The sequence below is a fragment of the Xylanibacter ruminicola genome, assembly GCF_900107775.1.
GTDB classification, from domain to species: Bacteria; Bacteroidota; Bacteroidia; order Bacteroidales; family Bacteroidaceae; genus Prevotella; species Prevotella ruminicola_C.
In genome coordinates, this window is the sequence record NZ_FNRF01000002.1 from 531477 (window position 1) to 544343 (window position 12867).

At 42.4% G+C, this 12867-nt stretch carries 15 protein-coding genes; 5 read left to right on the top strand and 10 right to left on the bottom strand.

The genetic code is table 11. From position 1 onward, the window contains the following. Positions 1–202 precede the first annotated feature (202 nt). Entirely contained in the window at positions 203–1324 is a 1122-nt protein-coding gene (locus BLU97_RS06280; RefSeq protein WP_074760733.1) for a YbjQ family protein, read from the top strand. Here BLU97_RS06280 and BLU97_RS06285 read toward each other — a convergent pair. The 3 genes from BLU97_RS06285 to BLU97_RS06295 form a co-directional block, all read right to left on the bottom strand. Beyond that, positions 1321–1749 carry a hypothetical protein gene (locus tag BLU97_RS06285; protein WP_074760734.1) on the bottom strand — a complete coding sequence of 143 codons (429 nt, stop codon included), beginning with the start codon at positions 1747–1749 and terminating at the stop codon, positions 1321–1323. The two genes, BLU97_RS06280 and BLU97_RS06285, sit on opposite strands and share 4 nt — an antisense overlap. After that, positions 1740–2279, bottom strand: a complete 540-nt coding sequence (locus BLU97_RS06290; protein WP_074760735.1) for a hypothetical protein — start codon at positions 2277–2279, stop codon at positions 1740–1742. Before BLU97_RS06290 ends, BLU97_RS06285 begins: the two co-directional genes overlap by 10 nt. A gap of 73 nt (positions 2280–2352) precedes the next feature. Continuing rightward, complete coding sequence (locus BLU97_RS06295; protein ID WP_074760736.1) at positions 2353–3105, bottom strand: hypothetical protein; 753 nt, start codon at positions 3103–3105, stop codon at positions 2353–2355. A 162-nt stretch (positions 3106–3267) separates the two neighbouring features. Between BLU97_RS06295 and BLU97_RS06300 the strand changes: the two genes are divergently transcribed. Together BLU97_RS06300 and BLU97_RS06305 are read left to right on the top strand one after the other, a co-directional pair. After that, a complete protein-coding gene (locus BLU97_RS06300; protein ID WP_074760737.1) occupies positions 3268–4062 on the top strand; it encodes a leucine-rich repeat domain-containing protein in 795 nt (264 codons plus the stop codon). A 1-nt stretch (position 4063) separates the two neighbouring features. Next, positions 4064–4471, top strand: a complete 408-nt coding sequence (locus tag BLU97_RS06305) for a hypothetical protein (RefSeq protein WP_074760738.1) — start codon at positions 4064–4066, stop codon at positions 4469–4471. Positions 4472–4560: 89 nt separating this feature from the next. Here the strand turns inward: BLU97_RS06305 and BLU97_RS06310 are convergent, their stop codons facing one another. From BLU97_RS06310 to BLU97_RS06325, 5 genes are all read right to left on the bottom strand, one after another. Continuing rightward, positions 4561–5157 carry a hypothetical protein gene (locus tag BLU97_RS06310; protein ID WP_074760739.1) on the bottom strand — a complete coding sequence of 199 codons (597 nt, stop codon included), beginning with the start codon at positions 5155–5157 and terminating at the stop codon, positions 4561–4563. Positions 5158–5163: 6 nt separating this feature from the next. Next, the gene (locus BLU97_RS06315) at positions 5164–6219 is read right to left on the bottom strand and encodes a PGN_0703 family putative restriction endonuclease (RefSeq protein ID WP_074760740.1); all 1056 of its coding nucleotides are present in this window, start codon (positions 6217–6219) and stop codon (positions 5164–5166) included. Positions 6220–6265: 46 nt separating this feature from the next. After that, entirely contained in the window at positions 6266–6406 is a 141-nt protein-coding gene (locus tag BLU97_RS15970; protein WP_175456298.1) for a hypothetical protein, read from the bottom strand. A gap of 364 nt (positions 6407–6770) precedes the next feature. Then, complete coding sequence (locus tag BLU97_RS06320; RefSeq protein ID WP_074760741.1) at positions 6771–7619, bottom strand: DUF6712 family protein; 849 nt, start codon at positions 7617–7619, stop codon at positions 6771–6773. Further along, positions 7619–8950 carry a hypothetical protein gene (locus tag BLU97_RS06325; RefSeq protein WP_254771672.1) on the bottom strand — a complete coding sequence of 444 codons (1332 nt, stop codon included), beginning with the start codon at positions 8948–8950 and terminating at the stop codon, positions 7619–7621. Before BLU97_RS06325 ends, BLU97_RS06320 begins: the two co-directional genes overlap by 1 nt. A gap of 296 nt (positions 8951–9246) precedes the next feature. Between BLU97_RS06325 and BLU97_RS06330 the strand changes: the two genes are divergently transcribed. Further along, a complete protein-coding gene (locus tag BLU97_RS06330) occupies positions 9247–9708 on the top strand; it encodes a LexA family protein (protein ID WP_081352895.1) in 462 nt (153 codons plus the stop codon). Then, positions 9693–10985, top strand: coding sequence for a Y-family DNA polymerase (locus BLU97_RS06335; RefSeq protein ID WP_074760742.1), 1293 nt, complete (start codon positions 9693–9695; stop codon positions 10983–10985). The genes BLU97_RS06330 and BLU97_RS06335 overlap by 16 nt, the downstream gene beginning before the upstream one ends. Positions 10986–11474: 489 nt before the next feature. On the opposite strand, the gene BLU97_RS06340 is transcribed toward BLU97_RS06335, so the two are convergent. Beyond that, a complete protein-coding gene (locus tag BLU97_RS06340) occupies positions 11475–11705 on the bottom strand; it encodes a hypothetical protein (protein WP_013065682.1) in 231 nt (76 codons plus the stop codon). Next, positions 11702–12523 carry a hypothetical protein gene (locus BLU97_RS06345; protein WP_175456316.1) on the bottom strand — a complete coding sequence of 274 codons (822 nt, stop codon included), beginning with the start codon at positions 12521–12523 and terminating at the stop codon, positions 11702–11704. The genes BLU97_RS06340 and BLU97_RS06345 overlap by 4 nt, the downstream gene beginning before the upstream one ends. Positions 12524–12867: the final 344 nt, after the last annotated feature.

Here is a 12867-nt window from a genome sequence, read left to right on the forward strand (position 1 = left end):
AGCTACACCTGCTATAAGCATGGCGATTGCCGAATAAATTTGGATGTCTGTCCTTGTTTCTTTGGTCATGATGCATTGGTTTAAATTTGATGGTGCAAAGGTATTTCATGACTCTGTTTTATGAAAAGACAGCATTTTCTTTGTTTAGTTCTTTAATTTTTGTATATTTGCAGCAAAATCGCGAACTATAATAGTATATATTATGATTATTACTTCCACAAATGACATTAAGGGATATAAGATAATTAGATATCTTGGCCTTATAAATATGAATGTTGTAGTCGGAGTCAATTTCTTTTCTGACTTCTTTGCATCGATCACAGATGTTTTTGGTGGTTATTCAACGGAATACCAATCGAAACTCGATAAGATATATGCTGATGCAATTCGTGCATTGGAAATTAAAGCAATTGCTTTGCGTGCTGATGCTATTATAGGCGTTCATTTTGATTTTGATGAAATCAGTGGAAAGGGCAAACAGATGTTTATGGTTACTGCTTATGGTACAGCAGTAATGGCCGAACCAATAAAAGAGGAGATTAAAAAGGTAGAAAGATACGAAGTATATGAGAGACTTTATAACTTATCTATATTTAAGGATAAGGGGGTAATTACTCCTGAGCAATATGATGAAGAAAAGAAGAGTATTCTATTTAGGTTTGAAGAAGCAATAAATAAGGAACTTGAAGATATAAAGGCTGATAATGCTAATAAAGAGGTCGAAATTCAGGCTCAACTTGCTTATCAAGAAAAGAAAGAGAAAGAACGTATTGAATTTGAAAAAGAAAGAGAGAAAAGAAGACTAGAGGAGATCGCGAGGATGTCTGAAAAAGAACAATTTGCTTTACTTAGAAAGGAAAAAGAGGAAGATATCAATAAGGCTATTGATGTTTTCACTACCAATGCTCCGCTTCTTCTGGTTAAAATAAGAGAATTACTTGAGAATAATATAAAAGATCCTAAGGAAGAATTGTCGAAATTAACCAAGTCTGAAATAGATTGTGCTAATTACGGTGATATGGGATTGAAACCAACTGATAATACTGCTTATTGTATTGGATTGTTCTTAGTAAAAGAAAGATATGCAGACGCTTGTAAATACTATATTGACCTTGTCAATGATGATGATATAAATGAAGCAATATCATATATCAATAGTGTATATGATATATTGTCCTTTAAGAGTCAATCAGCTTTTGTGGCTATGGCTAAGAATCTTGTCGAATTAAAGGTTTTAGGTAAAGAGGAAGACGCTATTTGTGAATTTGCTAATTATGCACTCTGTAGCCAGGAAATAGCTAAACAGGTAATTGATATGCTTTAATGGTTATAGCGACGATAGTTATCATCAAGGGCTTTGGCTACCACACCGACGAATGACTGGCCGATGTTATCAGCCAGGAAATCACGGAGGTTGAGAACTGAGGAATAATACTTTCGAGAGAACCACTTCTTAGCGACACGTCGCTTTTCACGACCAATATCCCCGGAGTTGCCTCTGGGGATTTCTTTTCCTGTTCCGAAGTCCTGCCAAAGTCCGTATTCTAGGAAGGCTTGAGACAAGCCTATCTCAATAAAACGGCCGTCAGCTCTAACTGGTAAAGCGCTGACGGAGTGCAGCAGCCTGCCTGTGTCGATGACATCCAGCAGCGTGATCTGCTCTTGCCAGATTTTAAGCATAGTGTCGTTGAAGGCGAGAACGTATTTCTCGCGCTCGCCTTGTGGATCGGGATGCTGATTCAAGTCCATTCCTCTTGGTTGAATTGTAAATCGGTGTAGGTATCAACGGCGATTTGGAAGTATGCGCAAGCGCAGCCTGAGAAGAAATAGCGGTCGATTTCCTGGAAGGAGATACGAGGGTCGATATAGATAGAGTGCTGCTGCAGACGAGTGTGCTCCTGGATCAGGACAGACATAAACTGTCGGAACAGCTCGCGCATGGCATCCATACAGGACTGACGGGCCACCATATTATCTATGGTGTGGCGCATGGCCAGGAACACCGTTTTAACACGGCGAGTGTGCGGTGTGTTATTGATGTCCGTAAATCCCTGTGAGATGTCGGACACGCAGACGAAAGCCGCTTTTGTCTGCAATTTGGCCAGGGCTTCTTCGAAGCCGTCAAGCCCAGAAACTCGACAGAAGGTGAAGTGCTTGGACTGAGCGAACTTGTTGCGCTTGGTCAGGTCTTCAAAGAACGATGTGGCATCCCAATTGAAGGTGTCGTTGTTCTTTGTTTGTGTCGGCTGTTCAGGCGTATGTGGGAGAAATGGTAACATGAGTAAAGGTATAAGAAATAAATGTAAATGCTTGGTAAATAGGCTGTTGTTTAATAACGGCGAAACAATCTTGCTAAGGCTTCTTATAAGCCTTTCGAAGCTCTTCGGCTTCCTTCGCCTTAGCGTCAAGCTCGGTGAGGGCGCGCCAAGTATCCATCTTCAGGATGCGCTCTTCTTTGGTGATATCGCCACCTGTGAGGGCGCGGATCATGGCATTCGTACTGTCACGCAACTGGCTATAGATATCTGGCTGGCTGCTGCCCAGCAGGTTGCCTTCGCCTTTGGCTGGGGCTGGTTTGTAGAAGTTCGAAAAGAGCGAGGCAAAGTACTGTTTGAGTGAGGCCATCCAGTAGAAAATACCTACAAGATGGGCTTTCGTGGGCTTCACATGGTCGCTTCCGTATAGGATTTGTGCCATCTGAAGCAACAGTTCATCCTGCTGTGTGTTGAGATAACCCTGGAACAGGTTGTCAACATACAGATATTGCTCAAACGGAACCTTCTCGAAGTCCGCTGGCAAAGCACGGTGCTTGCCGATACGTGCGATACGAATGGGCATTGGGGCGAAGGAATCAAGGAAATCAAGAACTGAGGTGGCTTGCTGAATCTGCCTGGCTTTGAGCACAACCTGCTCTTTTCCTCGCTTTATGAGGAAACGATGGCGCGGCAGAGTGGCAAGCACCTTTAAGTGATTCCACTTCATGAGGCAGAGGGCCTTGACCTCTGCTGCAGACAAGTCGCGTGCGAATAGGTGAAAGACCATGAGGAGTTGCTTGTCTGTGAGTTCGGCCCAATTGGTGGGCGATTTTATATTGAATACTTTCATGTCGCAAAGATACATAAGCAGATATAATGTGTAAAAGACACCATTATCATTCTTCATTTATTAAAGAATCCTAAATATTTCCTTATTCCCTATCAAAAACGGCCAATAAAGGCTTTGTAACGTTTTGTTATTCGTATTATGGAATAAGTAAAATTGTTAAATATGAAACTTGAATTAAGAACAGCATTAGAGTTAAAGTATAATGCATTTATAGGCGAGACTTTTGAGGAACTGGTGTTTCCAGAAGGAATGATAGAAATTCCAGGATCATTGTGTGAGGATTGTCGCCAATTAAGAAAGGTTGTACTGCCATCAACTATCAAGCGTATCGATGTAGGTGCGTTCAACGGTTGCATAAAACTTGAAGAAATTAACTTGCCTGATGGCTTAGAAGAAATTGCGGATGACGTTTTCCAAGGTTGTCACGCTTTAAGAAATATCACACTACCTCCTGGCCTTAAAAGCTTAAGCCCAGAAATATTCGATAACTCCGGTTTGGAGACTATCGAATTACCTGATGGTTTGGAGAGCATTGGGTATTGGGCTTTCTATGGTTGCAATTCCTTGAAGTCGTTAGAAATACCTTCGTCAGTTAGAGAAATTGGGTTTGGCATAGTCTCAGCTCATGATGATTTCAGACTAGTTTGTCATGCAGAGGGCTTTCATGTAGAGAATGATGCCCTTATTGATGACAAGAATAAAGAACTGTTGTGTTGCTGGACTACACAAGAGCATTATGTGGTACCTGAATGTGTTGATAAGATTGCATGCATCAGTAATAATGCCTACGTCAAAACCATCTCGGTAAAACAATCTGTTGAGCTAACAACAGAAGATACTTTTGCTTTTGACATGGGCCTGAAAGAAATAGATTTTAAAGGCGGAGCCACAGGAATTACAAAAGATACCTTCTATCTTTGTAATTATCCCGATAAGATAAAGGTAAATATTATATAGTATGATGATAGAATATAACAAACCGATTAAGAATGACGGAAGCGAGGCCTTCCGCAAGTGTGTAATGGATTTCTGTTTGGCACCAAAGATAAAAACTATCCGAATCACAAAAGAGGACATTGAACAGTTGCTTATAGACAAGGAACTGACTGTGGTTTTTGATAAAACCAATAACTTACAGGACATGATAAATGATCTCCAGTCCAGCAAAGAGCGTTTCTCAACGTGTATCATAAAGATGGTATATCTAAAGATTAATCCACATTGTAACCCAAAGGTTGAAGAAGTGTTCCCTCTGAATGATTTTATTAGATTGTTTGCTAACACGGAAACTCCCTTGTGGGGATTTGCTTCAGACGGAAGTGTGGTGGCGAGGATGGAGATTATGTATGCTTATAGCCCCAAATAGTCAGAACATGAACAGGCGCGGTTTCCTAAGCAATCTATTCATATCATCCAGCAGGGCTGCATTAGAAAATACTATGCAGCCCTGCTGGATTATTCCGTAGCCATCGGGAAAAGATATATCTTGGGAACTGTAATAGTATCAGGCATAGTGTATCCCCATTCTGGAGATTTCAGTTTCACAAGAGGCTGTACTTCCATAAAGGTCCAATGCCATTCATCCCAGTCCTTGACATAATCTTCGTATGTTGGATAGTAGTCTTTGGGATCATTCATTTCCCAATCTTTTCTTTCTGATTCCTTTGTGATTTCCCCAACAACAATGCATGGTAGGAAGGCAAAATAAGGAGCATGGACAGCAGCAAATACCCTTTCGCCTTCAGAAAAATTTAAAGCCTCATGAAAATGTTCCTCTCCAGGAATGCATATTTGAAGAGGAATTTGGTTAGCATCTTTTTCAATTATAAAAGCAACCAAACCTTCTTTTTGTGGATTATCTTTTATGTATTGACAGGCTTCTTCTACTGAATCAAATTTTCCCAATAGAAGGTCCTTGAGATTCCACCATTGTATGTTGTTCTCATTTATAATTTCAATGGAAGATTTATCTACTGAAGATTTAAACAACCCCAATAGATTATACCGTTTACTTGTAGTTGCCCGTTTGATGGTTCTCTTTATATTGGCCATAGTTTACTATAGTTTGTAGTTAAGATATTTATTCCAAAATTCAAAAATCTGATTCGGATGAGAGGCTATTACTAATTTTTGCCATTCAAGTGCAATAACGTTATTTTTATATTCATCAGCAATATACTCGCTTAAGAACTGGTTCAACTGGCGATAGGTATGTGGATTATTTGCGTCATAGACGAAAACGACATACTTATTCTTGTCAGTTGTACGAATCGTATTCCTTAAAAGCTGATAATTAGTTCTGAATTCTTCCCCATATTTGACTTTCTTCTTTAATGCTGGACATTCGTCCAACTTCTCAGAGTAGAAAGAATCATACTTCTCTTGGTGACGAAGAAATTCATCTTTATTCTTACGAAATGTTCCAAAGCCGTTTTCAGTATATTTTATCTCGAAGAATACCTCTACATCGCCAGACCTCAAGTAGAAATCGAAATTGGTGCCTTTTGAATTCTTTGTACGTTCCCCCTGCCATTCTTTTTCTTCTTGCTCATATTCGAAGAAACATTTAGCATTGTTGGAAAATGATACAGGAACATCCGCTGTCTGAAGAATGGTGAAGAGTTCCTTTGTAGGTGTTCCTTTTTCTGAGATATAGGGACGAAAGAAATTATAGCACATCATCTGTGACGAATTAAGATGATGAGCATATCTATGTAATTGTTCTGGAGATAACAAGAATGTCTTTGTCTCAGCAATGCTTTTCAGCGTATTATATTGCTTGACGGCGTCCACTTGTCCATCTTTCAAAGGCAAAATGTAAGGATAAAGAGTGCCAGGGTTTCGTAAATAGACTCCATCTGGTAATTCAGGATACGACTTTTTCTTATATTCAGTCAAATGTTTTTTAATCTGTTCTAAATATTTTGTCTGGCTCAGATTTCTTCCTGCATCTATCAATACCATTTTATATTTTGAGCCTCTAATAATAATCTCAATCCTATTCGCGCCAATCTTAAAAATCATATCATTATTAAGATTGAGCTTTACCCAATCACTTAAAACATGGTATACTTCACAATTTACAAATACTTCAATTTCACTATTACTATCCATATTGCTAATTGTTCTGAATTAATTTAATACTGGCTGGACCCCAGCTTTATATTGTAAACTTGATCTCTCCATGTTCACCATAAACATAGGTTGTACCACCTTGCTTCACGGTAACAGTGCTTGATGTATAACCAACAAGATTACCTGTCTTGTTGAACATAAAGCTGCCTGTCTCGCTGTAAACCATAACATTTGTTCCTTGCTGTTTGGCCATTCCTATCATACGATCTTACACTAAATTTGTGACGTGCGCAACTTTTATTCGGATTTACTTCACATATTCTTTATTTCCATTACTAAAACTTAATACGAATAACTGTTTGTTCCTAAAGCAAAAATGGAATATATTTGGTGGCAAATTATATAATTTTAACGGAACAAGCAAGTATTACTGGCTATATTCTACAAGCTTAGAATGTAGTGACTTATATGATCCTGACACATCTTTATAACAAGATGTGATAAATAGACAAGTGAATAATATTAGAAATAATATCTTCATAATTATTATAGGCTTTTGATATTTGGGGCAAATATACAAAAAAATCCGCTTAAAACCAGTAAGCGGATGATTTTTTTTTGTTTTGGAATACCTTTGGGGTGTAGAGTGCGGCGACGGGGGAGGTGTGCCAGGCGGGGAATATGTCTTCGTGTTCTCGGATGGTGTTGACTAGGTCGTAATAACATTGGGGGTGAACTTGGATGTTGTTTAGTAGCTCCAACTCGTAGGACTGCAGGGATTTAATCACCTGCTCTTCGAGGGGAGATGCGCTGCGGTGCTGGGTGAATACGTGGGAGCGGAAGACTTGCATCTGCTCGTGAGAGAAGTATGTGTCGGCAAGAACGGACTCTATCTTTATGAGACGTTCGCGCAGCTGCTGGTAGGCGTCCCAGATATGTTCGCGGATGGCGAGACGGCGGCAGAGGCTCAGGAACGGGAACATTGTGGCGGCGAAGTATTTACCTGGTTCGCTTTGCTGCCAGTCTGTTCTGCTGGAGAGACGGATGATGAGGGCTTCGATAGCGGCGTCGCGCTGAGACTCGAGAGAGGCGATCAATGCGCCGACGCGCTCACGAGAAGCGGGAACAACAGTCTGATTTGAGACGATGCCGAAGCCATTTGGGGTTAAGATCAAATCAAGCGAAGGGATAGCTGTCATATAGGCATGATAGGCAACGAGCTTTTCCAAGGGGTAACGGAAACGCTCGTTAGGACCAGAGCTGTCAGCTTCATCAATCTCGTCGAATATGGTTTCAGGAACAAAAGTGTCCATTACCCACTGCTCGGCTGACTCGAGATATGGGTAAAGCTTCTCAATCAATGTAGGCTCACCCTCAACGGTGGCCAGTACGTTAGGTATGAGCAAGCGCAGCTGCTCGTCGGTGGTAATCAGTTTCATTATTCTTCTGTCTTATTCGGTGTAACAAGCTTAGCGTCTCTATTTTCATCAAGCGTTGAAAGCATGATGAATGGACAATCGGGATGAACGCCTTCCCAACCGTTGAACCTTATAATGATATGGTGAACGGTGAAAAGAAGGTCGTGATATGGCTTCTGCAGAGCCTGAGCGATGGTATAGAGCTCACGCTTGTCAGAACCGGAGTTGTTTGTCTGACTCTTTCCTGGTACTGAGCCGACGAGGTTAGAATGAACGCGCATCGTAAAACACATCATGTTGACGGCTTCGATAATATCTGTCGACCAGTCGCCACCTTCCTTTTCCGTTTCTACCTTATTAATAACTACGTCATGTTGTTCGTGACCATCTGGGGAGATGTAGAACGTAGAGAAAAGAACCTTACCAGAGTTCTCCATACCCGTCAGGAAGTTGATGATTTTTTCCTTCTCCTCCACTACCCTATCCATCTGCTTCTTACGGTCGGTAATTCCTTCGGCTTTGAAGATTCCGTCCCAGAATCGATTGGCGATCTCGATGTGATACTTGATAGGTGCAGAATTCTTCAATTTAGCTTCCTTTGCCATGCCGATGAGACGCTTGATATTATACCAGTTGCCCTTAAATAGAGAACCATAATAAGGGATGGGATAATAGGTGCTGTCAGGTGTTGGAACACGGCTGACGATGGCGAACTTGCGGGTGCTGGATTTGGGCTTATTACCTTTAGCGGGCTTGAGACGCTCCTGCAGATCTGCCCAAGGAGAATGGAAATCCAGGAGCTCTATCTTCTCGACTTCGTCCTTACTGGAGATAGACTTTCGCCAGTTCGCATACAGGATATACGGTATGCGGCCAGACTTGTCTGCAGGAGCAAAACGGCAGTAGCAGGCCTCTTTGCGAAGAATACGTACAACTTTTGAACCATCAGAACTCAGAATGATGATAGACACACAAAAACCGAAATGTTTGAAATCCTGGCAGACACCGAGGAAATACGAGGCCAGAGAGTTATCCATCAGGAACTCCTGGACTTGTGACTTGGTGGCAGCACTGGCCTGGGATGTGTCATAGACCAGGCCGGAACCATAGCAGACTTCAGCGTTGAAGATCTGACAGGTGGATAGTGTCTCGTCGGACTCAATAAGCTCGAGAATGCGGTAAGGCATCTCGTTGTCTGCGCCCCAGGGCATATACTGGTAACCTTCGGCCAGTGTACGGGGGATGATATCATACTGCTCCTTGAAGACTTCGGAGCTGTTGACAGTGAATGCGGCGCTGGCTTTGAGGTCCGGGATGGATTCAACAGAGTTGAAGGAAACGAAATTATTCATATCGGTGATTTTTCTGGCAAAGATATGAATATGACTAGGGATGAAAAAAGACACAAAAAATGGCGAGCTTCACAGCCAGCCATAATCTATACAATTATATAATCTAACCCGAGGCAGGAATAAAACCTGTACTCACTCATTCTTGCCCTTCACAGGGGTATGAATGAAAAAATTTAGGTATGGGCAAAATGCCCATGGCCAAAAACCAAACGCAAAGGTACAAAGAATAAATGAAATACAAACATTTTGGCTAATAATTTTTGGAATTAGTGAGAAAATTGTAATTTTGCAGCAAAATGAAGAAAATGAAAGAACCAGATATACAAAAAGCAGATGTATCTACGGAGCTGGAGCTGCCGATGTACGATGCGATAGCAGCCGGATTCCCTATTACCAGTGACTATCCTGCAGACAGGCTGGATTTCAATCGCGACTTTATCAAGCACCCCGAAAGTACTTTCTATGTGCGTGTGAAAGGCGATTCTATGAAAGAGGCCGGCATCTTCGATGGCGACTTGTGCCTGGTAGACAAAGCAGAAGAGATGGTACACGGCAATATCGTGGCTGCGTATGTTAACGGTGGGTTTACGGTGAAGTACCTGGATACGTCGACTAAGGATCAGGGCTTTATCCGATTGGTGCCAGCCAATAAGGATTTCAAACCGATTATCATCGATTCATCAGACGAGTTTACTGTCTGGGGAAAAGTAATTTTTACAATTAGAGACTGGAGGAATAGCTATTGTTTGCCATTATAGATTGTGATAATTGCTTCGTGAGCTGCGAGCGTGTATTCAGGCCCGATCTCAACGGAAAGCCCGTCGTTGTACTATCGAACAACGATGGCTGTGTTGTTGCACGCTCAAACGAAGCAAAAGCAATGGGCATCAAAGCTGGAACTCCCTACTTCCAACTAAAAGACCTCTTTCCTGGACAGGAAATAGCGGTATTCTCGTCGAACTACGAACTGTATATCGATATGACCGACAGAGTGATGTCGCTTATCCGAAAGGAGGTGCCTGAATTCTATCGTTACAGTATAGATGAAGGCTTCTGTATGCTGAAAGGTATGGAGCATCTCGACCTGAAAGCATGGGGCGAGGAGATGCATCAGCGCATCAAACAATGCACGGGCATGCCGGTAAGCATCGGCATTGCCTCTTCTAAGACCTTGGCAAAAATGGCCAGTCATTTTGCCAAGAAATACCCAGGATTCCACCATTGTTGCTATATAGATAATGTGTCACGTCGCGACAAGGCCCTGGAACTTTATCCTATCAGCGAGGTTTGGGGCATAGGCCGACAGTATGCGAAGCGACTTGAAGCTATAGGCATCAAGACAGCCTATGATTTTGCAACTCAAAGCCGAAGTTGGATTCGATCCACCTTTAATGTGGTGGTTGAGCGCACCTGGCGTGAACTGAATGGCGAGGATTGCATTTTGCTGGAGGATATGAGCAAGAAGAAAAGCATCTGTACCAGCAGGAGTTTCCCCGGGATGGTGAACGACTTTGAGACGCTGCGAACCAGTATCAGCAACTTTGCCGCCCATTGTGCCGAGAAGCTACGCAAACAACAATCGGCAGCGGCGATAGTGAGTGTGTTTATCGATACTAACCACTTCAGAGAAGATTTGCCCCAGTATTGGAACTATGCCGAGGAACGACTGCTAACACCCAGCAGTAGCACACAGGATATCGTGCAATGTGCGCTGCGATGTACCCAAAGGATATTCCGACAAGGGTACCAGTACAAGCGAGCTGGTGTAATTGTGATGGGCATCTGCCCTACTTCGGCTGTACAGACCAACTTCATCGACTACGATTCCGAAAAATATGAAAAGAAGCGAAAGCTGGATGAAGCCATCGACCGTATCAATAGAATAAACGGTAGTGAAACTGTCGTGCTTGGCTCGCAACAATATACGGCCAAAGACGGCAAAGGTAAAGCAAGTGTTTTCCGAGATAGCATTAAGCACGACTTCCGCAGTCCGAGCTACACTACGAAGTGGAGCGACATTCCTGAAGCAGAATAAAAAAGTGGCTGGCTTTCACAAGCTGGCCACTTTACTCATTAAAATTTACTTATAGCTTAGTCAATTTCTAAAAGAAAAAGACTGTGGATCATACATGCCTTCACAGGTGGTATAGTCCCAAATACAAAATATCTTTTGCTGATGCTTCTGGCTAGTTTGATTTATACAAAAAGAACGTGGACTTGCGTATCCCACGTCTTCACACTCAGGCTCTGGATTGCCGTAAAGAAAAGAACATGAGACGACAAGCCCACGAATATATACGTGAACCGTCGTACCCCGTCTTGTTCTTTGTTTGAATTTTCCAGATTCGAGTGTGCAAGACAGAAGCGCGTCAGCTTCGTTAACCAATAAGATGCTGCAGAAGCACAGATGCATGAGCAGCAGGAACAGCGACGACCTTTTTAGTCCGCTTGTTCCGGGTGCAAAGATACGAAATATTTCCGAATAAGCGATAATTCTTCGGAAAAAGTTCGGCATAAAGGCATGCTACAGGTAGACTTCCATGCCGTTGAGCATGAAGATACAGCACTCGCGAGTCTGACGAATCTGATTAGAATCGAGCAGCTTGAACTTACGTGTGCCTTTGTAGTGGTCGTACTTGATACAGATACAGCGGTGCCACTCCTGGATCTCGCCCTTAGACGTCCATAGACGGATATCGACAGGCTCAGGACGGTTGAGAATCAGCCGGGCTGTGGTGATGTGGATACTATTCATTGGAGAAACTCGTTTTGGTCCGCATAAGTCCAGGTGAACTTCAAGCGGATGGGGTTAGAATTATTATCAGATACTTCTGATGATATATCAGATATTATGACTGGAGCGAACAGCCCGTCAGCAACTTCTCGAGTGATTTCCTGGGAAGAGAGAAGCTGAGTAAGGAACTGTGCTTCGGATAGTGTAAGTGGTGCTGTCTCCACTTCGTGTTTGACTTTGACGGAAGTGTCGTAATAAGCAACCTTATTACCACAGATAGCTTCAGAACGGTCGATCTCCGTTTTTGAATTAGTAGCGCCGAAAAGGCAAACCGTTTCCCAAAGATTAAAATTACCTTTGAACTGGAATGTATCAGATGGAGCGGTGGGTGAGAAATATATATTGAACTCGCGCTCCCCTATTCTATAAAAAACCCGATGTATGGTGGCGTTGTAAATGCCACTAAGCGCCAACAGATTCTGGAACCGCGCATAACTGGCCTCAGATGCGATGATTTTGGGTGTGTCGGACTGTTTATTGCCGAACGTAACTGTTGATTTGAGCATCGACTGTACTGATGGCATGTTGTAATAGATATCGCAATAGTTTGAACTCTGCTGATATGGCTGGGCATAGTTGTATAGCGTAAAGGGGCATGTTTGTGATAGCAATGCACTTTTGCGTGTAGTGAGGAAAGCGCCCAAAAGTGCTTGTTCTGCGCCTTTAAGTGATTTCAAATGACTGTATACTACCTTGATGACACCCGATGTGTAGGTAAAGTTCTCGTAATCCTTGACATTCAGGACGAACGAGGCGATGGCCAGCTTCTTTTGCAACATCGCTGACTCGACGATAGACTGGATGTCACGTACATATGCCTTCAATCCGTAGATATAGTACGCTGAGGAAAAGACTTCCACCTCGTCGATGCTTATAGTGACAGTGACTTGCGGTGTGAGCGATTCTATCTCCACCTCTTCAGGCAAGTCAGCTGTGAGGCATATGGAGGAAAACTTTGTATTGATAACGGTGGCCATATCTTTTTTCTGCAAAGATACAATTGGGCGGTGGGCGGGGAAAAGACACGAAAAGATGTTTAAAAAAAGTGTAACATTGTTTAATCTGCGCTAAATAATGTAGAATCAACAAAAAATGACGAAAAATAAACATCAATTCCGAAAGA

Coding starts and splice junctions, on each gene's coding strand:
- BLU97_RS06295 (WP_074760736.1), bottom strand. CDS start 3,105: ATGAAAGTATTCAATATAAAATCGCCCACCAATTGGGCCGAACTCACA.
- BLU97_RS06315 (WP_074760740.1), bottom strand. CDS start 6,219: ATGGATAGTAATAGTGAAATTGAAGTATTTGTAAATTGTGAAGTATAC.
- BLU97_RS06345 (WP_175456316.1), bottom strand. CDS start 12,523: ATGTTGCAAAAGAAGCTGGCCATCGCCTCGTTCGTCCTGAATGTCAAG.
- BLU97_RS06340 (WP_013065682.1), bottom strand. CDS start 11,705: ATGAATAGTATCCACATCACCACAGCCCGGCTGATTCTCAACCGTCCT.
- BLU97_RS06300 (WP_074760737.1), top strand. CDS start 3,268: ATGAAACTTGAATTAAGAACAGCATTAGAGTTAAAGTATAATGCATTT.
- BLU97_RS06290 (WP_074760735.1), bottom strand. CDS start 2,279: ATGTTACCATTTCTCCCACATACGCCTGAACAGCCGACACAAACAAAG.
- BLU97_RS06320 (WP_074760741.1), bottom strand. CDS start 7,619: ATGAAACTGATTACCACCGACGAGCAGCTGCGCTTGCTCATACCTAAC.
- BLU97_RS06325 (WP_254771672.1), bottom strand. CDS start 8,950: ATGAATAATTTCGTTTCCTTCAACTCTGTTGAATCCATCCCGGACCTC.
- BLU97_RS06285 (WP_074760734.1), bottom strand. CDS start 1,749: ATGGACTTGAATCAGCATCCCGATCCACAAGGCGAGCGCGAGAAATAC.
- BLU97_RS06310 (WP_074760739.1), bottom strand. CDS start 5,157: ATGGCCAATATAAAGAGAACCATCAAACGGGCAACTACAAGTAAACGG.
- BLU97_RS06330 (WP_081352895.1), top strand. CDS start 9,247: ATGAAGAAAATGAAAGAACCAGATATACAAAAAGCAGATGTATCTACG.
- BLU97_RS06280 (WP_074760733.1), top strand. CDS start 203: ATGATTATTACTTCCACAAATGACATTAAGGGATATAAGATAATTAGA.
- BLU97_RS15970 (WP_175456298.1), bottom strand. CDS start 6,406: ATGGTTTACAGCGAGACAGGCAGCTTTATGTTCAACAAGACAGGTAAT.
- BLU97_RS06305 (WP_074760738.1), top strand. CDS start 4,064: ATGATGATAGAATATAACAAACCGATTAAGAATGACGGAAGCGAGGCC.